This window comes from Methylomonas sp. LWB (genome assembly GCF_001856095.1).
Taxonomy (GTDB): Bacteria; Pseudomonadota; Gammaproteobacteria; order Methylococcales; family Methylomonadaceae; genus Methylomonas; species Methylomonas koyamae_A.
Genome location: NZ_MKMC01000010.1, coordinates 82782 through 106381 on the forward strand (window position 1 = coordinate 82782; position 23600 = coordinate 106381).

22 protein-coding genes are annotated in these 23600 nt (G+C 55.7%); 9 read left to right on the top strand and 13 right to left on the bottom strand.

The features are described from left to right. Window positions 1-34: 34 nt before the first annotated feature. Window positions 35-1306 carry an ATP-binding protein gene (locus BJL95_RS05415; protein ID WP_071156108.1) on the bottom strand — a complete coding sequence of 424 codons (1272 nt, stop codon included), beginning with the start codon at window positions 1304-1306 and terminating at the stop codon, window positions 35-37. 127 nt (window positions 1307-1433) lie between these two features. Between BJL95_RS05415 and BJL95_RS05420 the strand changes: the two genes are divergently transcribed. Together BJL95_RS05420 and BJL95_RS05425 are read left to right on the top strand one after the other, a co-directional pair. Then, window positions 1434-3182 (top strand): bacteriohemerythrin, encoded by a 1749-nt coding sequence (locus BJL95_RS05420; protein ID WP_071156110.1) that lies wholly within the window; start codon window positions 1434-1436, stop codon window positions 3180-3182. 24 nt (window positions 3183-3206) lie between these two features. Continuing rightward, entirely contained in the window at window positions 3207-4511 is a 1305-nt protein-coding gene (locus BJL95_RS05425) for an HD domain-containing phosphohydrolase (RefSeq protein ID WP_071156112.1), read from the top strand. A 13-nt stretch (window positions 4512-4524) separates the two neighbouring features. Here the strand turns inward: BJL95_RS05425 and BJL95_RS05430 are convergent, their stop codons facing one another. Beyond that, complete coding sequence (locus tag BJL95_RS05430) at window positions 4525-5229, bottom strand: hypothetical protein (protein ID WP_064030377.1); 705 nt, start codon at window positions 5227-5229, stop codon at window positions 4525-4527. A 68-nt stretch (window positions 5230-5297) separates the two neighbouring features. On the opposite strand from BJL95_RS05430, the gene BJL95_RS05435 reads away from it, so the two are divergent. Continuing rightward, window positions 5298-5867 (top strand): response regulator, encoded by a 570-nt coding sequence (locus BJL95_RS05435; protein WP_071156114.1) that lies wholly within the window; start codon window positions 5298-5300, stop codon window positions 5865-5867. Between the two features lie 25 nt (window positions 5868-5892). Here BJL95_RS05435 and BJL95_RS05440 read toward each other — a convergent pair whose 3' ends face one another. From BJL95_RS05440 to BJL95_RS05465, 6 genes are read right to left on the bottom strand one after another with little or no spacing between them, the layout of a single operon-like run. Then, window positions 5893-8016, bottom strand: coding sequence for an EAL domain-containing protein (locus tag BJL95_RS05440; RefSeq protein WP_071156116.1), 2124 nt, complete (start codon window positions 8014-8016; stop codon window positions 5893-5895). Then, window positions 8013-9986, bottom strand: a complete 1974-nt coding sequence (locus BJL95_RS05445) for an ATP-binding protein (protein WP_071156118.1) — start codon at window positions 9984-9986, stop codon at window positions 8013-8015. The genes BJL95_RS05440 and BJL95_RS05445 overlap by 4 nt, the downstream gene beginning before the upstream one ends. Next, window positions 9983-10597 (bottom strand): DUF1638 domain-containing protein, encoded by a 615-nt coding sequence (locus tag BJL95_RS05450; protein WP_064030369.1) that lies wholly within the window; start codon window positions 10595-10597, stop codon window positions 9983-9985. Before BJL95_RS05450 ends, BJL95_RS05445 begins: the two co-directional genes overlap by 4 nt. After that, window positions 10594-11619: a uroporphyrinogen decarboxylase family protein gene (locus BJL95_RS05455; RefSeq protein ID WP_071156119.1), complete on the bottom strand. Its 1026-nt coding sequence runs from the start codon at window positions 11617-11619 to the stop codon at window positions 10594-10596. Before BJL95_RS05455 ends, BJL95_RS05450 begins: the two co-directional genes overlap by 4 nt. Further along, a complete protein-coding gene (locus tag BJL95_RS05460; RefSeq protein ID WP_071156139.1) occupies window positions 11616-12284 on the bottom strand; it encodes a B12-binding domain-containing protein in 669 nt (222 codons plus the stop codon). Before BJL95_RS05460 ends, BJL95_RS05455 begins: the two co-directional genes overlap by 4 nt. A gap of 8 nt (window positions 12285-12292) precedes the next feature. Continuing rightward, window positions 12293-13909 (bottom strand): ASKHA domain-containing protein, encoded by a 1617-nt coding sequence (locus tag BJL95_RS05465; RefSeq protein WP_254786691.1) that lies wholly within the window; start codon window positions 13907-13909, stop codon window positions 12293-12295. A 437-nt stretch (window positions 13910-14346) separates the two neighbouring features. On the opposite strand from BJL95_RS05465, the gene BJL95_RS05470 reads away from it, so the two are divergent. Further along, entirely contained in the window at window positions 14347-14865 is a 519-nt protein-coding gene (locus BJL95_RS05470) for an RNA polymerase sigma factor (protein ID WP_071156121.1), read from the top strand. Between the two features lie 78 nt (window positions 14866-14943). Then, on the top strand, window positions 14944-16011 hold the full coding sequence (locus BJL95_RS05475; protein ID WP_071156124.1) for a FecR family protein: 1068 nt from the start codon (window positions 14944-14946) through the stop codon (window positions 16009-16011). 188 nt (window positions 16012-16199) lie between these two features. On the opposite strand, the gene BJL95_RS05480 is transcribed toward BJL95_RS05475, so the two are convergent. Together BJL95_RS05480 and BJL95_RS05485 are read right to left on the bottom strand one after the other, a co-directional pair. Continuing rightward, window positions 16200-16589, bottom strand: a complete 390-nt coding sequence (locus BJL95_RS05480; RefSeq protein WP_064025561.1) for a PIN domain nuclease — start codon at window positions 16587-16589, stop codon at window positions 16200-16202. Continuing rightward, window positions 16586-16780 carry a type II toxin-antitoxin system VapB family antitoxin gene (locus tag BJL95_RS05485; RefSeq protein WP_064025563.1) on the bottom strand — a complete coding sequence of 65 codons (195 nt, stop codon included), beginning with the start codon at window positions 16778-16780 and terminating at the stop codon, window positions 16586-16588. The genes BJL95_RS05480 and BJL95_RS05485 overlap by 4 nt, the downstream gene beginning before the upstream one ends. Window positions 16781-16982: 202 nt before the next feature. On the opposite strand from BJL95_RS05485, the gene BJL95_RS05490 reads away from it, so the two are divergent. Both BJL95_RS05490 and BJL95_RS25075 read left to right on the top strand, forming a co-directional pair. Continuing rightward, window positions 16983-19454, top strand: a complete 2472-nt coding sequence (locus BJL95_RS05490) for a TonB-dependent receptor (RefSeq protein ID WP_083385689.1) — start codon at window positions 16983-16985, stop codon at window positions 19452-19454. 976 nt (window positions 19455-20430) lie between these two features. Further along, entirely contained in the window at window positions 20431-20595 is a 165-nt protein-coding gene (locus BJL95_RS25075) for a hypothetical protein (RefSeq protein WP_168033238.1), read from the top strand. Between the two features lie 184 nt (window positions 20596-20779). On the opposite strand, the gene BJL95_RS05495 is transcribed toward BJL95_RS25075, so the two are convergent. The 3 genes from BJL95_RS05495 to BJL95_RS05505 form a co-directional block, all read right to left on the bottom strand. Continuing rightward, entirely contained in the window at window positions 20780-21070 is a 291-nt protein-coding gene (locus BJL95_RS05495; RefSeq protein WP_071156126.1) for a type II toxin-antitoxin system RelE/ParE family toxin, read from the bottom strand. 1 nt (window position 21071) lies between these two features. Continuing rightward, window positions 21072-21332 carry a type II toxin-antitoxin system ParD family antitoxin gene (locus BJL95_RS05500; RefSeq protein WP_071156128.1) on the bottom strand — a complete coding sequence of 87 codons (261 nt, stop codon included), beginning with the start codon at window positions 21330-21332 and terminating at the stop codon, window positions 21072-21074. A gap of 513 nt (window positions 21333-21845) precedes the next feature. Then, window positions 21846-22379, bottom strand: coding sequence for a hypothetical protein (locus tag BJL95_RS05505; protein ID WP_071156130.1), 534 nt, complete (start codon window positions 22377-22379; stop codon window positions 21846-21848). A 374-nt stretch (window positions 22380-22753) separates the two neighbouring features. On the opposite strand from BJL95_RS05505, the gene BJL95_RS05510 reads away from it, so the two are divergent. Both BJL95_RS05510 and BJL95_RS05515 read left to right on the top strand, forming a co-directional pair. Beyond that, complete coding sequence (locus BJL95_RS05510) at window positions 22754-23293, top strand: RNA polymerase sigma factor (protein WP_071156132.1); 540 nt, start codon at window positions 22754-22756, stop codon at window positions 23291-23293. Window positions 23294-23353: 60 nt separating this feature from the next. After that, window positions 23354-23600 (top strand): DUF4880 domain-containing protein (locus BJL95_RS05515; protein ID WP_139306144.1); only part of this gene is annotated, 247 nt, incomplete at its 3' end.

Below are 23600 nucleotides of genomic sequence, written 5' to 3' on the forward strand. Positions count from 1 at the left end.
GGCAGACCCGGCCGCGCCCGCGCGGCCGGGTTTCTTATGTTTGGGAGATAGGCAACACGACTCGAAACGTCGATCCCCGCCCGAGTTCGCTACTGACTTCCAGCCGTCCGCCGTGTTTTTTGATGATGTTTTGCGATACCGACAGCCCCAAGCCCGTCCCCTTTCCGACCGGCTTAGTGGTAAAAAACGGCTCGAACAGACGGTTTAGATGTTCGGGAGCTATGCCTTCGCCGGTATCGGCGATCTCCACCCACGCTTCGGCGCCGGCCGTACCGGTGCGAATCGCGATCTCGCCCGTGGTCTTGATGGCTTGGCCGGCGTTGATCAGCAGATTCATGAATACTTGGTTCAGCTGTGACGGCAGACAATGGACGGGCGGCACTTCGCCGTATTGTTTGCTGACGGTGCAATGGTATTTCAGCTCGTTCCAAATGATGTTGAGCGTCGAATCCAGACCCTTATGCAAATCGGCCGTTTCCCACAGGTTTTCGTCCGCGTGGGAGAAGTCCTTCAAATCCTGGATGATGCGCCTGACCCGCGCCAAACCTTCCCGCGATTCGGCGATCAATTCGGGTATGTCGTTGCGTAGAAATGCCAAATTCTTGGCCTGTTTTAGCGCGCGAGCCCGCGCCAATGCGTCGCTATCGGTTTGACCGCCCGCCACCGCCGCGTCGCAGGCGTCGAGCACGGCAAACAGATCGGCGATATAGTCGTTTAACGCATTCAGATTGGACGTGACGAAGCCGATCGGATTATTGATTTCGTGAGCCACGCCGGCCGCCAATTGACCGATCGCCGCCATTTTTTCCGATTGCAGCAATTGCAGATGCACGTGTTGATTTTCCTGTTGCCGGCGTTGTACTTCGGCCTCCAGAAACGCGTTTTGATTTTGCAACCAATCCCGGGATTTCTTCAGTTCCAGATGAGTGCGCACCCTGGCCAACAAGATCGACAAATGGCAGGGTTTATTGATGTAATCCACCGCGCCCAATTGCAGGCCGCGTTCTTCGTCGCTGCCCGAGGTGAGCGCCGTGACGAAGATCACCGGTATCGCGGCGGTGGCCGGATCGGCCTTCAAGCGTTCGATGACTTGATAGCCGTCCATGTCCGGCATCATCACGTCGAGCAGAATCAAGTCCGGACATCCGCCGGCCCGTATCAGTTGCAAGGCCCGTTCGCCCGAATTGGCCACCAGCACGTCGTAATACGGTGCCAGCGCCTGTCCGAATACCGTCAGATTGGTCGGATCGTCGTCGACCAACAGGACGGTCGCGTTAGAATCGGTATCGGAAGTTGCAATGTCCATCGGATCGCTTACAGTTATGAGGGTATGAGCTAAAGGCTGAGGCTCCTCGGCCGACAACCCTGTTTGTTAAATCATTCTCCGGGTATTATCCGGCCTTCAAATCCAGAGAACCAATGTTAATACATCCATGGCTATATTAACCTGGAGCAATCAGCTCAATGTCGGCATTCCTTCCGTCGATGCCCAACACCGGCGGTTGGTGGAAATCCTCAACCGGCTGGACGAGGCGGTCGCGGTCGGCGACGAGCCTCGCGCTATCTTGGATCTGGTCGCGGCATTGATCGATTACACCGATTACCATTTCAAGCACGAAGAAGAGCTGATGCGGGCCGGCAATTACGCCGCCGACGACTTCGAGCTGCATTGCCAGCAACACCGAGACTTCGTCGCTACCGTAGTGGCCGAGCAACAAAAAGCCATCGCCGAACCCGATCGGGTGTCCAATGCCTTGCTGGAATTTCTGGTCGGCTGGCTATCGTCGCACATTCTCTACGCCGACAAGAAGATGGCTCAGGCCATCAACGACACGCATCCGGACAATCCGGAAGCGCTGAAGCAACAGCAGACCGACATCATGCAAAGCAACTTATATTCGGCGTTACGAGAGAGCGAAACTCGCTTTCGAGCGCTAGCCGACCTGTTGCCGGCGCTGATCTGGATCACCAATGCCCAGCACGTTCCGATTTTCTGCAATCGCTATTGGCTGGAGACCTTGGGCTTGGCGAAAACCGAACTGAACCTGGAAAATTGGATGCAATTGATCGACGCGCAAGACCGAGCCAGGGTCAGACAAAGCTATTTGCAGGCGGCGGTGGATTTACAAGCGGTACAGCTCGAATACCGGCTGCTGCCCGCCGGCAAGCCACCGATCTGGGTGCTGGAAACCGCGGTTCCCAGGCTACGCGGCAACGGCCGGTTTGCCGGCCTGATGGGCTGCGGCATGGACATCAGCGTGCAAAAACAAGCCGAAACGGCGTTGGAAGGCTTAGTCGAACAGCGCACTCAGGAATTGCGGATCGCCAACGAAACGCTGCTGATCGAGAAAAACCAGGAAAGCTTGCTGAACCAACAACTCAAGGAAGCGCAAAACCACCTGCTGCAATCGGAAAAAATGGCGTCGATAGGCCAACTGGCGGCCGGCGTGGCCCATGAAATCAACAATCCGCTCGGCTATATTTACTCGAATCTGAACACGCTGCGCCAATATCTGCAAGACCTGTTGAAACTGAGCGAAGCCGGCGAACGCTTGGCGGGCCAATTGCCGGCCGATCACGCCGAAGCTCAAACCTTTCGCAACCTGCAAAAATCGCTGGACCTTGCCTTTATCAAAAGCGATCTGCCGGATCTGGTAAACGAGGCAATGGAAGGCGCGGTGCGCGCCAAAAAAATCGTTCAGGACCTGCGCGATTTCTCGCGGATCGATACCCAGGAGCTGGCGCCGTTCGATTTGGAAGCCGGCTTGAACGCCACGCTGAACATTATCAACAACGAGCTAAAATATAAGGCCGAAGTCGTCAAGGAATACGCCGGACTCAAACCCTTCGCCTGCGTCGGCGCCCAACTGAACCAAGTATTCATGAATCTATTGGTCAACGCCGCGCAAGCCATCGACGACTTCGGCAAAATCACGATACGGACCGGTTACCAAGACAACGATTGGCTGTGGGTAGAGATCGAGGACAGCGGCCGCGGCATTCCGGCCGACATCCGCAATAAAATCTTCGATCCGTTTTTCACGACCAAACCGGTCGGCAAGGGAACGGGCTTGGGGCTGTCGCTCTCTTACAAAATCGTCCAGGATCACCGAGGCCGCATCGAACTGGAATCGACGCCCGGACAGGGCAGCCGGTTTCGGGTGTGCCTACCCATCCGCTAATCCGCCGCAGGCAAGGTAACGACCATGACCGACCCGACCGCCACCGAATCCGCCGCCGCGCCGATCAATCTGCTGTTCGTCGACGATGAAGCCAACATTCTGAAGGCCCTGCGACGGCTGTTTCGCGGCGGCGATTATCGGGTGGAAACCGCCGAAAGCGGCGCCGAAGCGCTGGAAGTTTTGGCCCATCAACCTATCGACTTGATCATTTCGGACATGCGCATGCCGCAAATGGACGGCGCCGAATTCCTGACCCGCGTCGCCGAGCGCTGGCCGGACACGGTCCGTATTCTATTAACCGGCTACGCCGATCTGGAATCGACTGTGGCGGCGGTCAACAAGGGACGGATTTATTGCTATTGCAGCAAGCCGTGGGAAGACAACGAACTGAAAATTCTGGTCAACAACGCCGTCGAGCAAAAGCGTCTGCGCGACGAACGCCAGCGTCTGTTCGGGATCATCAACCGCCAAAACGAGGAGCTTAAGGAACTCAACGTCCATCTCGAGGAAAAAGTCGAGCATCGTACCGAACAGCTGCGGCTGTCGTTGCAAAAGCTGGATCAAGCTCACAATGCCTTGAAGCGGCAGTATGTGGATTCGGTAAAAGTCTTCGCCAAAATCGTCGAAATGCGACCCGGCATCAAGAGCGGCCATTCGTTGTTCATCGCCGAAAACGCCCGCAATGTCGCGCAGCGGCTGGGCTTGAGCGCCGACGAAGCACGCGATGTACTCTATGCGGGCCTGTTGGCGCAGATCGGCAAAATGAGCCTGCCGGACGAATTGCTGCGGCAACCGCTGCACCTGATGTCCAGCCACGACAAGAAGCGCTATTTGCAAAACGGCCGGGAAGGTTTCAATCTGCTGCAAGGCATCGACGCCCTGCAAAATGCCGCCAATATCATCCACCACCAATACGAACATTTCGATGGTTCCGGCGAACCCAACTCGCTGCACGGTTCGGAAATTCCGCTGGGCTCCCGCATCCTGGCGGTGGTCCGCGACTATATCTGCTTTCTGGACGGTTTCATCACCGGCTCGGCGATGACGGTAGACCAGGCCAAAAGCCGCTTGCTGTTGCGCAAACACAGCGATTACGATCCGGATGTCGTCGAGTCCTTCTTGCGATTGTTGTCGGAAACCAGTGTCGAAGACACGCGGCCGGTCATCGAAATTTCCTGGACCCAATTGCAAGCCGGCATGGAAGCCGCCGAAATCATCTGCAACGACGTGCTATACCTAAAGAACACGATCCTGACCGCCGCTCAGGTGGATAGTATCCTGGACATGCGCAAGCGCAGCAAAAACCTGGTGCTGCGTATCCGGGTCTAGCGGGCAACGCCGCTCATTTCACGCCGTAACGTTTGAACAAATAACGCAGGTCTTCCAGGCCGTCCTCGATGGACCAGGTCACCGATTGCGATAGCAGATCGAGCACGATGATCGCATTGACGGTGGCGTCCTGACTGCTCGCCGCCTTGAAGCGCCGCGTCAGGGCTCGATTGACGATCTGCAACTGTTCGTAAATGTCGCTCAGTCTGTCCAGCTCCAACCTCGCCTCGCGGCCGTCCTTGTGCAAGAAATATTGCGCGAGCAAAAACATCGACGTCGTCCGGTAAACCGTTTCCTCGGCACTGGCCAGCGGCAAATGAAAATGCGCCATCGGTTTCAGAAATTCAGTATGCGGACAAGGACTGGTTGCCATGATCAAACCGAGGATGGAACTCAACGCGCGCTGCAGCGTGGTTTCGCCGCTGACGCTACGCTCGGTGGTGACGACTTCCACCTTGACATTGGTATAGGAAACCAAAGTCCCGCTCCACTCGATCAACGAAATCAAATTGATCGCCACCGGGCAAAACGGCGAACGCTCGACCGACAACGGGCAGTTTTCGCACTGCTGATAATCCAGCTTGCTCCAGAACGGCGGGGCCTCCGGCGGCGGCGCGACCAACGTTTCCGAACCCGCGTCGATCTCCAGCAGCAAATCCCGAGAACTACCGTCCTCGAAGGTCAAGGTATATCGAAAAAAGTTGTTTTGCTTGTACACGGCCGCGAAAACCCTAACTATGATTATGTTATTGACGCAACGAGCCAACGACCCGCCTCCCTACGCCGATGAACGCCCAACCCGCCCGCATCCTGATCGTCGACGACGAACCCAACATCCTAAAAGCCCTGAACCGGCTGCTGCGCCCCTACCAGGTCGTATCCGCCGACAGCGGCGAGCAGGCGCTGGTGCTCGCCGGCAAGCAACCGTTCGACCTGGTGATCAGCGATTACCGGATGCCAGGCATGGATGGTATCAGTTTTTTAATGAAATTCATGGTTCTACAGCCGGACGCCGTTAGACTGATCCTGACCGGTTACGCCGACTTGGAAGCCACGCAACAGGCTATTAACGAGATCGGGGTATTCCGATTCTTGAACAAACCCTGGAACAACCACGAAATCGTCAACGCCGTCGAAAAAGGTCTGGAATTGAAACGGGTGTTGTTGGAAAACCGGCGACTGGCCGATCAGGTCCGCGACCAACAAACCCGCCTCGACCAGCAAGAGGCGATTCTACGCGCCCTGGAAGCCGAAGAACCTGGCATCACCAAGGTCAACTGGGGGCCCGACGGTTCGATTATTCTCGATCCCGCCGACCTGGACGACAACGAGCCGCTCAACGACTGGAAACGCTGAGCTTGGCCGCGCCAAGATTTCGCGTTCATTCCTGGTCCGAGGCCAAACCATTCCCCAAATCCAGCCACTGGGGATTCGGCTGCCAATTGGCGATCCAATCGGCCAATCGCGCGGCCGGAATCGGTCTGGCAATACAAAAGCCCTGCGCCTGTTCGCAACGCAGTTTCAACAGTTGTAAACCCTGCTCGACGCTCTCCACGCCCTCGGCCACCACCTGGCGGCGAAAGCTGCCGGACAGGTTGATGATGCCCTCGACGATCGCCAAGTCTTCGGGATCGCGCAAGATATCGCGGATAAAGGATTGATCGATCTTCAGTACTTCGGCCGGCAAGGCTTTCAAATAGGTCAACGACGAGTAACCGGTACCGAAATCGTCGAGCGCGAACGTGACGCCCATCTTCTGGCATTCGCGCATGACCTGGTAAACCCGGCCGATGTCGGCGAGCGCGGCGGTCTCCAGAATCTCCAATTCCAGACAAGAGGCCGGCAAGTCGGGGTGGTCGTTCAGATGCGCCGCCAAGCGCCTGGTGAAATCCTCGCGCAGCAAATGCCGCGGCGCGATATTGATCCCGATCTTGATCGTCAAGCCGTTTCGCCGCCATTCTTCCAGATGATCCAGCACGCTGCGCAAAACCCAATCGCCAATCTCGACGATCAAATCGCTGTTTTCGGCGACCGGTAAAAACTCTTGGGGCAATAACAGCCCGCGTTGCGGATGGCGCCAACGGATTAAGGCCTCGGCGCCGAGCACCTTGCCGGTGCGCATATTGACCTTGGGCTGAAAAAATAACTCGAACTCTTGGTTGCGCAAGGCTCGTTCGACGTCGGCCAACGCCCTGCCTCGCTCGTGTGCGGCCTTATCCGACGCCGGATCGAACAAATTGTGACGATTCTTGCCGGCGTGTTTCGCGCCGTACATAGCTTGATCGGCATGCCGCAGCAAGGTATCGGCATCGGCGTCGTCATCCGGAAACAAGGTAAAACCGATGCTGGCCGACACCCGTAAGGCCAGATTGTCGATCAAAAACGGCCTGGCCACCGCAGCCAAAACCCGCTGCAAAATCGATTCGCATTCGTCGCGATCGGGCAAGTCCAGCAACAGCAAGACAAACTCGTCGCCGCCGATCCGCGCCACGGTGTCGCCCGCCCGCAAGCATTCGGTTATGCGCCGGGCAATCGCAATCAACAGCTGATCGCCCAATTCGTGACCGTAACTGTCGTTGATCGGCTTGAAACCGTCCAGGTCCAAATAGCAAACCGCCATCTGCCGTCCCGAACGCCGGGTCTGGGCAATCCCCTGAGTCAGCCTGTCGACCAGCAGCAAGCGATTGGGAATCCCGGTCAACGGATCGAAATGAGCGATTTGCTCCAGATCGTGCTCGTGGTTTTTCAACTGAGTGATGTCGGCAAACAGACCGATGAAGTGGTGAATCGCGCCGTTCTGATCGCGCACCACCGAAATCGAACTGAGTACCGCGTAATGCCGGCCGCTCTTGTGGCGATTCCACAGCTCGCCATGCCAATAGTTTTGTTCCAACAGCGTGTGCCACATCGTCTGGTAAAACTCGGCCGGCTGGCGGCCGGATTTCAGGACCCGCGGATTTAGCCCCAACACCTCGTCGCGCTGATAACCGGTGATTCGGGTAAACGACGCATTCACATCGATAATCAGATTGTCGGCATCGCTAATCACGATGCCGTCATGGGTGTGGGCGAACACGCTGGCCGCCAAGCGCTGCTCGGCCTCCCGCGCCAGCAGCGCCATCCGCAAGCGCTCCCGTTCCAGCAAATTATGAATCCGCAATCTGGCGACATTGATGTCGATGGGCTTGGTCAAATAGTCGGTGGCCCCCAAGGCCAGCCCGGCCATTTCGGTATTTTTCTCGTTGAGAGCCGTCACGAAAATGATGGGTATGTCCTTCAAGCCGGCATCCGCCTTAAAGCGTCGGCAGGTCTCAAAACCGTCCATGTCGGGCATCATAATGTCCAGCAACACCAAATCGGGTGGGTCGTCCTGAGCCAGCGCCAGACCTTTCGCGCCGGACGTGGCGATTTGAACCGAATATTCGTCCTGCAACGCCATGCCCAACAAGGCCAAATTGGCTGGCGTATCGTCGATCGCGAGGATTTTTAGTTGACGTTCGCTCATAGCGGACCGCTCCCGGTCGAGGTTTCGGCTCGCAAAGCCCGTAGCCGGACCAGCGCCCGGTCGAAACTCATGTCGTTGATCGCTTGCCCCACCGCCAGAAACCGGTTTTGCAGCGGACTGCCTTGCAGCAACTGTTGTAAGGCCTGGTATTTGCCGACCGCGTTGAACAGATTTTTTTCCAATAGCCCGTCCAGTTCATCCAACATAACCGCGATCCGCTCCGAGTCCAGTTGCACGGCGGATTCAGGCACGGTTGCCGCCGCTTCGACAGTGTGCCATCCGGGCAAAAACCGGGCGAGTTGGCCGTTCAAGGCGCTCAGCTCCAAGGGCTTGACCAATACGGCATCCATCCCGGCATCCAGACAACGCTGCCGATCTTCGGCAAAGGCATGACCGGTCAGCGCCACGACCGGCACGCGCCGCACGCCTTCCCCAACTTCCCGTTGCCGCAGACACCGGGTTGCTTCGTAGCCGTCCATGTCCGGCATGCGGCAATCCATCAACACCAGATCGACAGCCTGTTCGGCCAGCACCGCGAGCGCGCGCCGGCCATCCTCGGCACTGATCAGCCTAACCCGCTGGTCGGACAACATCGCTTCGACGACCGCCCGATTGGTTTTATCGTCGTCGACGATCAAGATATTCGGTATCCGCCCATCGGTCGGCTCGACGAGTTGCCGGCGGGGTTCGCCGACCGACGGCATTGGATCGGCTGCCGGCTCGACCTCCGTCGGCTCGCCGCGCACCCGAAACCAAAACCGGGCGCCCGAGCCCGCCGCGCTGTCGACGCCGGCGCATCCGTGCATCAGTTCGGCGAAACGCCGTACGATGGATAGGCCCAAGCCGGTGCCGCCGAATCGGCGGGCGGCACCGGTATCGATCTGAGTGAACGGCTTGAACAGCAGTGCTTGTTGCTCCGCCGGGATACCGATGCCGGTATCGCTGACCGAAAACTCCAATTCGGTAGCGCCGGTTTCGCCGACCCATTCCCGACCTTCGATCCGAATTTCGCCGCGCTCGGTAAATTTGATCGCGTTACTCAGCAAATTCGACAGCATTTGCCGCAAGCGCACCGGATCGAGCAAATAATGCCGGTCGGGCTCCGCCAGCCAATCGGCGTGTAGCGACAAACCTTTTTGGCGGGCGCTCTCGGCGTAAAGCTGACGCGTTTCTTCGATGATCACGGCCGGCGCGACGGCGACTTGCACCAATTCCAGCTTGCTGGCCTCGATTTTGGAAAGATCGAGGATATCGTTCAACAAGGCCAACAGGGTTTGCCCGGAGGTCAATATCGTTTGGGCGTATTCCCGATGCTTCTCCGGATTGCCGCCCGGCAGGCTCAATAATTGGGCCATGCCCAGAATACCGTTCAGCGGCGTGCGGATTTCGTGCGACATCGTCGCCAGAAAGTTACTTTTGGCCCGGTTGGCGGTTTCGGCGACACGCGTCTTGATTTCGTTATTCAAGATCAAGGCCATATGCGAAAGAAAGGGTTGTAGATAGTCGCGCATTTGTGCCGAACCCAATAAATCGGTCATTTTGACGACGCCGATCAATTCCTTGCCGACCAGTAACGGCATCACCCAAGTGCAGGCCACCGGCACCTCGGTACCGCGCAACAAAGTGTGCCGGGCGTCGCTGGCGGATTCGATAAAGCGCTGGCTGCTAAAGGCTTCGGCGACCAGCGGGTCTCCGATCTCGGTCAACACGCAACGCTCGCCGAACAAATTGGCGTAATGGAGTTTGCCTTCGTCGAGATAGTAAATTTCCACATTGCTGCCACCCAAGGTGCCGCAAAGCGCCGCCATCCAGCTTTCCAGCAAACTCTCGACGCCGGCGACGGTATTCAGCAATTCGACCATGTGCAACACCAAGTATAAATTGGCTTTTTCTTCGGATAACTTGCGGACCCGCGCCTCGAGGTGCTCGATGCGCTGTTGCAGATGGCGAGGATCGGCCGCCGCTGTCATGATTCCTCGGCCAAACGGCGTTGAATGGCATCGGCCAATACTCCTTCCAGATGTTCCAGGCCAACGTCCCGCCATAGCAACGGCAAATCGACGAAACGGGCGGCCGCCTCGGCGGCCGACGTGAAGTCGCCGTTGCAAGGCGTGCGCAAAGCCAGAATGTATTTGTGACTGCTATGAAAGATTTCCCGGACTACGTCCAGTTTGGTGCCGAAGCAGGCGGTAATCATCGGCTCCCAGGTCAACGCCCAATCTTCGACCAGAAAATACGCGCCCTTCTCCAGTTCTTGCATGAACGCCTCGTAGCCGAGCAGCATGACGATGCAATTTTGGCCGTGGGTCCGGCAGGTGTGGTGCTCATCCAGGAAATGCTCCATCAAGGGATGGCAACCGCCGTAAAACACCACGGTTTTTTCGCCGGCCTGTTCGCGCTCGGTCAAGGCCTGATTCAATTCGTCCGAAAGCCGATTGAGATAATTGTGCAACGCGGAATCCAAAAAATAGGTGTGCACGTTCCAGCGGTTCTTTTCGATCAGCAGATCCACTTCCTTGCGTAGGATGCCGCAGCCGACCATGGTCAGCGGCGGGTCTTGCTTGAGTTCGAAGCTTTTCATTCCAGCCTCCCGTATTCGAAAGCGGCATCGACCATCGCGCGGATGTTGGCTTCCGGCACCGCCAACGGCATCACACCGTTGCCGAACAGAAAATGGCCGCCGGGTTTGCCGATGTCGAGGATGCGCTTGACCTCGGCCCGCGTCTGCTCGGGCGTCCAATGAATCATTTTAATGTCGTCGATGACGCCGCAAGTCAGCCCGCGCGCGCCGATCAGCCGCTTGGCTTCCGCCAGATCGGCCAACGGACTGATGTAGTGAGTGTGGATGTCCAACTCGTCGAACACCCAATCGATGACGTCGTTAAACGGCGCCATGCCGCAGTAATAGACCACGTTTTCCACACCGTCGGCCAGATCACTGCGCATCCAGGGCAGCACCAGGTTTTCGATCTGCTTGCGGCTAACGAAGGCCGGCGAGCCGAACGGCGTCGAATACACCAATACATCGGCCCCGGCGGCGCGGAGAGCGGCGATTTCCTGGCGGAAGAATGCCGAACACTTACTCAGCAATTCATCGCGCAGATCGAAGGGGCCCAGCAAAAACAACTCCAGCCACTTGTCCATCCCCATCAAGATGGCCGGCAAGGTGGTCGAGGCGGTGATGTACGCGCAAATCGGATGAGTCCCGCCCACTTCGGCACGCAAAATCCGCAAGCAATCCGCCATGGACTGCCAGGCCGGTAACAAGGTGATGTCGGCCGGCACCTCGAATTTGGCGATGTCGTCCAAATTCTTAATCACGAAATCGGCGACATTGGGCACGCCGTCGTCGGCGAACAATATTTCCCGGCAACCCAACAACTCGGCTTCCTTGCCAACGTAATGCAAACTCCACACGTTGTCGTGGCCGTACAATTTCAACAGCCGCAATTGCGCCTCGGCCACCGCCGCGCCGTCGGCGAAATAATCCTTGGCCCGCATGCCCAGCAGACCCGCGCCGTGGTCTAACAGATTACAGAACACCGGGATACGCGGCGCCGGTTCGCCGGCGATCGCGGCAGCGAGAATTTGCGACGGGGTCATGGCTTCACCTCCCGAATCAAATCGACGATGACCTTCGCGGCGGTCACCCCGTCGGGCGCCCAGGCATCGGCGCCGACCTTAATGTACAACGCCGGGTCGAAGCGGTAAGGCGCTCCGCCCACCGCCAATTTAATCCGGCCTTCCAAGCCGCGTTCCTTCAGCAAGGCCCGCACCCGCGTGCTGCCTTTCTCGCCGGTCGCGGTGTGGACCATCATCGCGGAAATCGCAATCACCTGCGCGTCTTCCTCGACCGCGGTATCGACGAATTTTTCGGCGCTGACGTTGGTGCCTAAATCGACGACATCGACCATCAGCGACTTCAAGCAACCGCTGACGATGCGTTTGCCCAAGGAATGCAGATCGCCGTATGCCGCGCCGATGACGACCCGGCCTATCATTTCCGGCGGTTTCCGGAATTTTTCCAGCATGCGCTCGGTCACGTCGGCGGCGATCTGCGCGGTCATGAAATGCTGAGCCAGATTGGCGTCCGGATCTTTTTCGATGATTTCCATCATCTGTTCGACGGCCGGAATCACCAGTTTGAAGACCACGTCCTCGGCACTGAGTCCTTGTTCCAACGCTTGATTGACGACAGCGAAAGCCCCTTGTTTGTCGGTTTCGAAAACCGCCTCGTTGTAAGACTTGATGTAGGATTCCAGATCCATGATCGCTCCTAATTGGGCATCGGGCATAAACGCAGATGGTCGATAAAACGCGCTTCGTAAGCCGGGGAGTCGCCCAGATTGACGACACCGGCCCGCGCCAAAACGGCCTGCAGCCGCGATTCGCCCCGAGCATCCAACAGCAATTGCTCGCATCCGGCCAATCCGGCATTCGCCATAATTTTAGTGCGTTCCGCCGACAATGCCGGCAACAAACCGACCCGAACCGCGTGACGCAAATCCAGATGCCGGCCGAAGCTGCCGCAAATCCACAGCGCGGCCAGATCGGCAAGCGCCAATCCGGCATCGGCCAGCAGTTGCGCCATCGCGGCTGCGGCCGATGCCTTGGCGCGCTGAAAGGCGTCGATATCGCCAGGGAAGATCGCGGTGCGCGGCACGGCCGGATCGAGGCGAAAGCCTTCGATCGGCGGCGCTTCGGCAAACCGCCCGGAGGGCTTGAGCAACCCGGCGTCCAACAACAATGCGATCGCGTCGATAAAACCGCTGGCGCAGAAACCGCGCGCCGGCCGGTCGCCCAGGGTCTGCCATTGCCAGCCTTGTTCATCCTTGGCCACGCGAGCGATCGCGCCGGGCTCCGCCGACACGCCGTTGCGCAAACCGACGCCTTCGAAGGCCGGTCCGCCCGGCACCGACGTGACGGTCAAGCGGTCACCGTCCCACAAGGCAATTTCGGTATTGGTCCCGAAGTCGGCCAACAACATCGGCTCGGTCTGTTCGATGATGCCGGTGGCCAGAACATCGGCCAACAAATCCGAACCGATAAAGCCGGCCAGCGGCTGCACGATACGAATATCCGCCGCCGGCGTGCGCCAGTCGCGGCGCCAGACATCAAGATCGTTCGGCTGGCAGGCAATCGGCCGCCGCCAGTTTTCCGGTCGATACAGGTTATCGCCGTCGCCGCCGCAAATCAGCGTCAGCATCGCGGTGTTGCCGACGATGACCGCTTTCCCGAGTTGGGCCAGAATCGGCGTGATTTCGCCCAAGTCCCGGCTCAGAATATCGCGGATACCGTCCATCACCGCGTCTCGGGCCAGCCGGCCTATCGGCCGATCCGCGCCGTCGCGGCTTTCCGCATCCAGCCGGGTCAACACGTCCGCGCCGACGGCGATTTGCGGATTGACGCCGATGCGGGTGCCGATGCGCCGGCCGGATTGGCGGTCCCAAAACGACAAGCGGATATGGGTGGTCCCCAAATCGACCGCGACAGCGTAACGGCCGCCGCTAAGCTCGGGATCGCCCGGCCAGCGGTCGCACCCGTCTTCGTCCAGCGCCAGCCAAACCGACGCAGGCGCCGGGTTGTCCAGATACAGTTCGCCCGGCCCGCGCGGCCACAACTGGCAGGCCAAGCGCACACCGGCTTCCCGTTCCTCGGGGGGAATTTTTTGATATTCGGCCAGCGTCGGCGGATTGAACTCGCCGCTCACGATCCGTATCAAGCACGCACCGCAGGTTCCCAAGCCGCCGCAAGCCGCGCGCACTCTCAAACCGGTGGCGTCCAGCGCTTTTCGCACCGAAATATCGCCGGTCAACGCTAACGTCAGTCGCTGGTCGGCGCTGGCGATCGTCACAGGCCAAACCGGCGGGGTCTCCATGGATTGATCCGCCAAAACCGCTCTCCAGTAAATTGCCATCCCTGAAAAAGCCTTCCACCAGCCGGCCGGGGACTCTCTCGGCCAAGCCTCAACCACTAACCCGAAAGTCCTGTGTTTGACCGAGACCTTGAACTGCCGCCGATCGGCTAACCAATTTACTATAGTCCGAAAACCGGCCGCCGACCGTCGAAACGCTCGCGCCTAGCCGCCAGCAAACGACTCATTCTCCGAAAAAAATGTGGATTGCGTGGCGCCGATTCGTTTGATCCAATAGGACACCTGAAACTTGACCGGCATGGCCGATCGGGCCGGCCAACGCTAAACCAGTCGCGGCGCATTTTGCACAATCCAGCAAGAGCGCGACTTGGCCTATACCGCTCGGCTCGCTCGCCGCTGCGGCCCCTGCGTAAACGAACCGCCGTCCCTACGGAATTTGAACACTGTTGCCCCACATGGCCTTATCGATAGACGACATCAGCGGGATCTACTTCTGCGCGCGACCGCAACTCCAGCAATTTCTGGTTCGGCGCGTGCAGTGCCCGGATACCGCCGCCGAACTGCTGCAAGAAGTGTATTTACGTCTGCCGCATCTTAAGCCACCGCCGCAAACCGAAGGCGAGGTCCGTGCCTGGCTGTATCGAGTGGCCGGCAATCTGTCGATAGACCACATCCGCGCCCAAAGCCGCCACGCCGAGTTATTGGAACGGTTTTGCGGCGACGCCGGCGAAGAAGACGTGACGGCCGCGCCGGACCACGTCGCGATGTTCTGCGAGGAAATTCAACGGGTCCAGGCGCTATTGGCGCAACTACCGCCGCGTTGCGCGCAAATCCTGCGGCTGAATCGGCTGGAAGGCTTGACCTACGCCGAAGTCGGCGCCCACCTGGGTATTTCCCGCAGTCTGGTCGAGAAAGAGATGGTGAAAATCCTGGACCATTTGCGCGCGGGGCTGGACGACGAGGACGAGGCGTGATGAATCGGCCGCCAAAATATGTGCCGCAACGTTGGTTGGTTCGTTATTGGGGTATCCACTTCGCTCAAGGTAAGGCCTATGTCTAGCTCAGATACCCACCACCCAAACCGCGAGACCATCGAACAAGAAGCGGTGGTTTGGCTGGCTCGGCAACTGTCCGGCGAAATGACCGACCAAGAACTGGCCGAGTATCGAATATGGCTGGCCCGCGACCCGCTGCACGCCGCCGCCGACCGTAAAATGCAACGCCTGGCGCGCCTGTTGCCGCAAGCTATTGGCGCCGTGGACGCCCAGCCAAGCGCCACCGCCATCGCGCCGTGCTCGCGCACACCGGACACCAAAATGCCGCGGCGCCGGCGGATGTTCCGGCGGGCGCGATCTCTCGGCGGCGGGCTGGCCGTCGCGGCCACTCTGGTTTGGGCGGTGTGCGGCGGCTATTGCGCCAATTGGCTGTTCCATCCTTGGGCCGACTATCGAACGCTGGTGGGCGAACAGCGCACCGTTCAATTGAGCGACGGCAGCACCGTCCATCTGAACACCGATACGGCGCTAGACGTCAACATCAGCGCCGGCGAGCGCCGCGTCCAGCTACTGCGAGGCGAAGCGGAATTCGAGGTCGCGCACGACAGCCAACGCCCCTTCCGCGTAACCAGCGGCCAAGCCACGACCGAAGCGCTCGGCACCCGCTTTGTGGTGCGTTACGCCAACGCGGCGGGCGATGTTACCTTGCTGGAAGGCAAGGTACGCACCACCCGAACCAATCATCAAGGCCAACTATTGGGCAATGTCATCCTTGAGCCCGGGGAGCATATCGCGTTCAACGACGATCAACTCGGCGCGGTGCAAACCACCGACTTGTCGATAGCAGATGCTTGGCGCAGAGGCCGGATAGTGATGAATTTTGTCCCGTTGCAAGATGTCGTCGCCGAAATTAACCGCTACCGTCCCGGCCATGTGTTTTTACTGAATTCCGAACTGGCGCAACGCAAAATCCATGTCGCCATGGACATCAAACGTATCGATGATTGGCTGAATGCACTGGGTAACACGCTACCGGTTCAAGTACTGCATGCCGGGCATATTGTGGTGTTGCAAGGGCGACAGATTACAACTGACGATCATGAAACAGCTGCGTCGCCCCGGTAAACGAAAGTCAGTGGTGTGGAGCGGCTTTAGCCGCGATTGACAGTGTTCCGACACCGGCTTGAAGGCGGCGTCCGGTGACTTTCATAGTAAGCCAAATAAGACTGGCTGCAGAAATCCCGCCCATCATGCAATTTCCAGTTCATCGGCAACGTCGGCGAACGCTTGTCGTAGCTTCCTTAAACCGCATCTCACACCACCTGTAGACCCAAGAATTGTTGAAAAGCTTGAAAATCCTTATCTGAATGCAACAACGGCATCTGGTTTTCGATACAGTAAGTCGCGATGATCGTGTCGATGGTTTTTCGAATGGTAATGCCTTGTTTACGCAGATGTCTGAAATTATCGGCGGCTTTTAAACTCATTGCCGTTCCTAACAGGGCATGTACCGGCAAGGCACACAGTAATTTTTTTGCCGCTTGATAATCCTCATCTTGCCGAAACCCTTGCAACACTTCCGCCAGAATCAAATCGCCGGTGCAGACAGGCTGCACACCCAGCAAACCATCCAGCTTTAGGGTTGCCAGCGTTTCTGTGCCGTTGAAATAATCGATCCAGACGCTGGAATCGACCAAAATCATCGGTCAGCGCGCATTTGTTCTAAATCGCCTTCCCATTTTAATTGACCTTTGAAGGCTTTGATTGCTTCTTGCTGCTTTAACATCAGCAAGGTTTTTAAACCCAGCTCAACGGCCTCGCGCTTGGTTTTTAAGCCCGTCAGGCTTAAAACATCGGCCATCAATGTTTCATCGATCATGATATTGGTACGCATCGCAATCTCCATGTGTATGACTTTTGAAAACAATACACCAAAACAAGAATATGTAGCCAATTAAATGCAAGAAAATGGCTGTATTTTTCTCAGCCACTCTATCCGGCAGTACCGCGACAATTTGCCACAGCAGAATTTTTGAGTCTTTGCATGGGCAGGGGCGTTATCTAAACGGACATTACAAAAACAAGGAACCCTACCGATGAAAAACGCTAAATCCCTTTCCAAACGCCCAGCGGCATTGACGCCGCAACTAGCCTTTAAATCAGGCAAAATCCCTTTGTACCTTGGCCTGGCGGCATTGATCGCACCGACGATGTTGTTAGCGACCGAGGTTGGCAATAGCGCCACCGGCAGTCGCGCAAGTACCGCCACCCACAGCTTCAATATCGCCAAACAACCGTTGTACGCCGCGCTAAATGCGTTGGCCGAGCAAGGCGGCGTGCAATTTGTGTTTACAGAGGAAATGGTTGAAGGCTTGGTTTCTCCCGGTGTTAGCGGGCAATTGTCTATCGAAGAGGCATTGACTCAGGCGCTGAAAGGTACCGGGCTGGGTTATCGGATTGGCAATGGCAATACCGTCACGTTGGAAGCCAAGCCGGCCGGCAACGGGAACAGCCAACTCAGTCCATCGACGATGCCGGCAGTGACGGTGCTCGGACAGACGACTTACGACTCGACCGATCCGTACAACCCCGCCTACAGCCTGCCTAACGCATCCACAGCCACCAAAACCGATACGCCGATCATGGAAACGCCGTTTTCGGTTCAGGTGGTTCCTAAACAGGTTTTAGAGGATATCCAAGCTGTTAGGTCAACCGACGCACTCGATTATGTCAGCGGAGTTTTCAAGGCAAGCGGCTCTGGCGACTATCTAGATTGGACGACACGACGTGGATTTAGCAATTATCCGGTAGGAGATTACCGGGACGGTATGCCATTGCCTCTCGGAGACTTTATTGTGGGCGGGCGGGATCTGGCGAATACAGAGAAAGTTGAAGTGCTAAAAGGTCCGGCGTCTCTACTTTATGGGATGGCTGTTCCGGGCGGTGTCGTGAATTACGTAATAAAAAAACCGTTGGCCACACCCTATTACTCGTTGCAACAACAATTTGGCTCCTACGATTTTTACCGAACTACCTTGGATGCTACCGGGCCGATCACTAATGACAAATCGTTACTGTACCGTTTCAACTTAGCTTATAAGAGTGCGAATTCATTTCGCGATATGGTGAATAGCGAACGGGTGTTTGTTGCGCCGACCATTACCTGGAATATAAGTCCAAAAACTCAAGTAAATTTCGAAATGGAGTACGACACTGGACACGTGGTATTCGATCGCGGCATTCCTGCCATTGGTCGCCACCCAGCGGAATTGCCTCGTAGCCGATTTCTCGGGGAAGCGAATCCTCCAACCGAGTATGAAACCATCATTCTTGGAATGAACTGGACGCATGCATTAAACGACAACTGGACTTTTAGCCACCGGTTCAACGCGGTATATGCCGGCGTTGACCAAGTGGCAACCTTTCCATCGTTGGTTGACTCCAACACGGTCAATCGATTTGGCGCCCACTCAGCCAACTCGCCAGAAGATCAGGCTCTCTATTTTAATAGTATCAATCTGACCGGACGCTTCGATACATGGGGTTTCAAACACACGTTGCTACTTGGAGGCGATTATTACCGAAAAAGCCTAGATAACTTTAGGGCGAGCTTTTTTGGTTCAGATGTCAACATTTACGATCCAGCTTACCTTGGCCCTAGTATCGCGCAAGCTAACCCTTCTCTTAAGCTTGACTCCAAGAATGACTGGTTTGGCTTGTACCTGCAGGATCAAATCAAACTCCCTCTTAACATCAGCATGTTGGCTGGATTTAGATACGATAGTGCAGAGAGCAGCGTGACGATAAATAACGGCAATCCAACCATAAATCCTCGTCAGGACAGCCTTACTCCTCGTGGCGGCATCGTTTGGCAGGCAATTCCAGAATTGAGTTTGTACGGAAGTTACTCGGAAAATTTCACAGGCATTAATAGCTCTGGATTTGGTGGATCAGTATTACCACCGGAAACGGCACAGCAATGGGAATTGGGTGCCAAAGCCGAACTTTTTGACAAAAGGCTGCTTACAACTCTAGCGTGGTTCGACTTGACGAAACAAAATGTCGGGGTTTTTAACGGACTTTTAGGGGTTAACGAAGCCATCGGCGAGGCGCGTAGTGCCGGTCTGGAGGCGGATGCAAAAGGTGAAATCCTGTCCGGTTGGAATATGATCGCTTCCTATGCATATACACCAGATGCCTATGTCACGAAGGGAAATGTCGACGAAATCGATCAGCGCCTACGTGGGGTGCCTAAGCATGGCGGTAGTCTGTATACAACTTACGAATTCCAGGCCGGGACGCTACAAGGTCTAAAGCTCGGCGGCGGGGTGATCATCCGCGGCTCACAACACACTGACCCAAATGCCAATACCGCAGTGTTACCCGGCTATACGACACTAAACTTGTTGGCCGCTTACGCTTGGCAAGTTGGGGAAAGCAAATTGACGACGCAAATCAACGTCAATAACTTGCTGGATAAAGAATACTTCCCGGCTTCATTCGGTCGAAATGGTATCGAAGTCGGCTCGCCGAGGGCATTCATGGGTTCGGTCAGAATTGAGTATTGATTTACCTTAGTGTCTCTAATACGCGACGGTGAAACATCTACAGTGTTCGATCTAGAGTGAGGACCGCAAGTTGGGGTGAGGCACGAACCCCAACATTAACGGCCTTTGAAAGTTCGGTAACGTTGATGTTTCGTTGCTGATGGCTTACGGGTTGGGTTTGGCGCATCGTGTTGGGTTCGTGCCTCACCCCAACGCGCCGCACCCAAACCGCCTGAATTCGCGAAGCATGCGGCGTTCTCCCCCTGATCCCCATTCCGAATTGATTCCTCGAAAAGAGCGCCTTTACGGGCCGTCGCCTATCCCAACCCAATCAATCCAGGTGCGCGACATCGGCTGAATGAGTTATGCTGAATTAACCGTCGCCGGAATGTCGGATTTAAGCCTTCGGGTGCTAACTACCGCGCAAACATTGCCGGCACCGGATCATCGAAATCGAATTGACCGCAACCCTTGCCTATGACGATTAATCACCTGCTGGACAAACTGTTTCGCCGCCACCGCGAGGAATTGCTGGCGTTTGCCGAGCGCAAAACTCGGTAAGTTGGGGTAAGGCAACGAACCCCAACATTTTGACCGGTTTGGCCTTTGTTGGTTGCCGATGGCTTCATTGGTCGAAATGTCTCGCTTTCATGTGTGACTGGCGAATCAACGGTTGTCGTGTTGGGGTTGGTGCACCACCCAAAATATGGGCTCATCCCCAATTGCAAGCCAAGATTGCCCAAAATAATGTTTCCAACTTAATGACACCTCTAGTTGGGGAGATGAGTCCATGTATTCAACTTACGCGCTGAATGCCTTGCCCAGCCATACTTGCTCGCGTTAACCGCAAGCCGGTAGCGGCTAGAAGCTAAGGCTTTTCGCCTCACAGCCTTGGCTTTTAGCGACTCGCGCAAGCAGAAAAGCCTTAAGCGAGAGCTGATTTGCCCAATCCGCAAACCGGTACAGCTGCGAAGTCGCGCCTATTTGCCAGGAGATCATGGCTTTTAGCTGCGACCGTCAGGCGCTTCAGCTCACGCTTAACCCAAACCTCTTCGAGCTCCGGGCATTTTGGTTCTGGTTCAAGGCTGAACAGGTTCAACCACAAGGCTATTTGCGTTGCGCGACCGGCAAAAAGCCTTACCAGACCGGCTTTTTGCCGTAAGCTTCCGACGCGCAAGCTCGCGGCAGAACCGTTTTAATTAATGGCCTCGTCCAGTCTGAAAATGGATGACATTCGGAGAAGCAGGGGTCAGCGAATAACTTGGTACGCATAGCGTACCTTATTGCTGCGGCTGGATATGTTTGCGTCGGGAAATGGTATGCAATGCATACGTTCGACTGAATTTTTATAAATGCGCTGTGTAATTCATTCTGTCATGAAGTACCCGTACAATGTGAATTTTGGTTGCTGTAATACGGTAAAAAACCAAATGGCGATTGATGTGAAATTGCCTATATCCTTCACGTATGTAATCACAGGCAATACCCAATTCCGGATTTTTAGCGATTAAAACGAATGAAGCATTTAATTCATCAAAATAGCAATCCGCCTGCTCATCTCCCCAGTTATTAAATGAGTATAGCCAAATACATTTTAGGTCCTGTTTCGCGAGGACCTGAAGATGGATTTTTCGCATTTCAGGTTAAACCGGCTTCCTTTTTTGCTTCCAGTTTAATTGTTTCCATATGTAATTCGCCAGCATCACCACTCTCTTCGCCTTCAATTAGGGCTGTGCGTAAAGATTGCAGTTTTGAGTTAGCTTCTCGCTCTTCAAGCAAACGTAAGGAATCGCGCATAATTTCACTTACGCTTGCATAACGTCCACTCTCTAGCAACGACTCAATCAGGCTATTCCAGTGCTCGCCGAGGCTAACAGTTTGGGTTCGTGCTTGCGCCATGTTGTTCTCCTAGCCGGTTTACGAGAGGCTATTGTAAGATACATTCTTACACTTCGGAAAGCCTTAATTTCCGGTATGTATTAGCACACGCACCAGCCAATTGAGCCTTTACTACTGACGGGAATATACAGCTGTGTAAATCATCTACTAATGAGGTGCGTTCAATGAAACAAATGAGTTATTAATTTTTTTATTTTACTATTACACTTCGACTCTGTTTTTGCTGTTGGAACATCTGAAAATGGCTGTTTTGAGCGACAAGGCCGTAAGGTGCAAAATTGTAGGGCAATGGCCAGCGTCCCAACTCCATGAAAAGCGAAAGCGTCCAAGCGTTGTGCTCCCAAGCCGGAGCTTGGGAACCAGGATAAATCGCGCCACAAACCCCGATGCGCCGCTCGGCAAACCCCGACAATATTATCTGGCTAGGTAATAAATAGCCATTTCGTAAAATCGGAATATTGTCGCCTTCGGAGTGTAATCTTTAGAATACTTCTTAGTTTAAGCCATCATCCGTTAATACAGCTTTGGAGGATTCCCTTTATTTTCGACAACGCTAGCAACATAACCCGTCCATTTTTTGAATATTTGTTTCCATTCGTCAGTGAGAAGATAATCCTTCGCCGGCAAATCCAAATTAAACTCAGGCATGTAGGACCCCAATATGCCTTTTTCTAGAATTCCGTCGGCAAAAACCCCATGTTCTCTAAGAATTAAAACCGGCAAACCTATCTGAAAAGCCATCGCCGGTTCGATATGTGAATACGGGCTGGTTAACCAAGTCTCACCCAATGATTTTTCCGCCTCCGACCCAGGTTTAAATACACCTGTCAAGATTTTACTACGCCGAAAAGCAATGGTGATGATGCCATTCGACTCCATCATAATTCTACGAATCGCTCTCAGCGGGGACTCCATATCGTAGTCGGTAACGCCCAACGTTCTCGGTTCCAATTCGTTGTTGTGCAAATAGTTTACTAGCCTCTCAATGAAATCTTGTTGTGCTTGATTAAAAGGATTTGGATAACTTAGAAATATAGGCGTTTTCATTGTTTTTAATATAAGAGTGAGGCGAATAATGGTTTCCGTATTAGCGGCTTAAAAACCACATATTGATCCTGAGGTTTTATTCGAACTCATTATGCCGCTATTTATAACTCGCAGACAGATCAATTGAACCGACATGCGCAAAACCCTGGCGCTCCCCCGGTTTCTATCGAGGCTTCCCCTAGGGCCGCAAGGCGGATAAGCGAAGCATCATCCACCGATAAAACCGTCGATTACCCGAGACTGCCCCGCCCTGTTTGACAGGGTTGTAATAGACGTACGACTTAGTCGGCATCATCGCGAGCGAGCCCCGGCCGATATTGTCGCCAGTCCGCCGGCCGTGGTCTAATGAAAAAGGACTTCCACTCAATCGGACGATGTATCGCTTCTCACCGGATTTTGCCAACGACCTGATTCAGCGTCACCGCGACGAGTTGCTGGGGTTTCTGGCGCCTCGGGTTCGTTGTCCGGAGACCGCGGCCGACATCTTGCAGGATGCTTTTTTTCGTTTGACGCAGTTCGAATCGGAAAGTCAGATCGCCAATCCGCGAGCTTTTTTGTACAAAGTGGTCGGCAATTTGGCGATCGATCATTTGCGTAAACATCAGCGCGAGGCGGAGCGGCACGCCGCCGAGGAAGAACTGGCGGAACACGCCGACGCGACGCCCGACCTGGAACGCCAAGTCTACAGCCGGCAGAAACTGCTGCATTTGCAGCAAGCGGTCTCCGAATTGCCGCCCAAATGCCGGGAGGTGTTTGTGCTGCATAAGTTTCACCATTATCCCTACTCGCAAATCATGCGCGAATTGAACATTGCAGAAAGTACGGTGTTGAAACATATCAACAAAGCGCTGGAACATTGCCGCCGACGCATGCGCGAACTGGAACTGTCCGAGCGGGAGCGTCACGATGCGTAACGCCGCTGACCGCTCGGTTTGCCCGATTATTTCCCGGCGGATGTCGCCGGTGGCCGGCCGATGAACAACGCCGCGTCCGAAACCTTTTCCGCGCGTGCCGAACGCGAGGCGATAGCCTGGCAAGCCACTCTAAGCTCCGATTTGCTGAGCAACCAGCAACGCCGAGCATTCGAAACTTGGCTGGCCGCCAGCGAGCAGCACCGGGCCGCGTGGCGCGACGTCAACGCGTTCTGGCTCGGACTGGACACAGTGAGCGCCGCCGACCTGGGGCTGGCCGCGCCACCGGCGCCGGCTGCCGCCCAAGAAC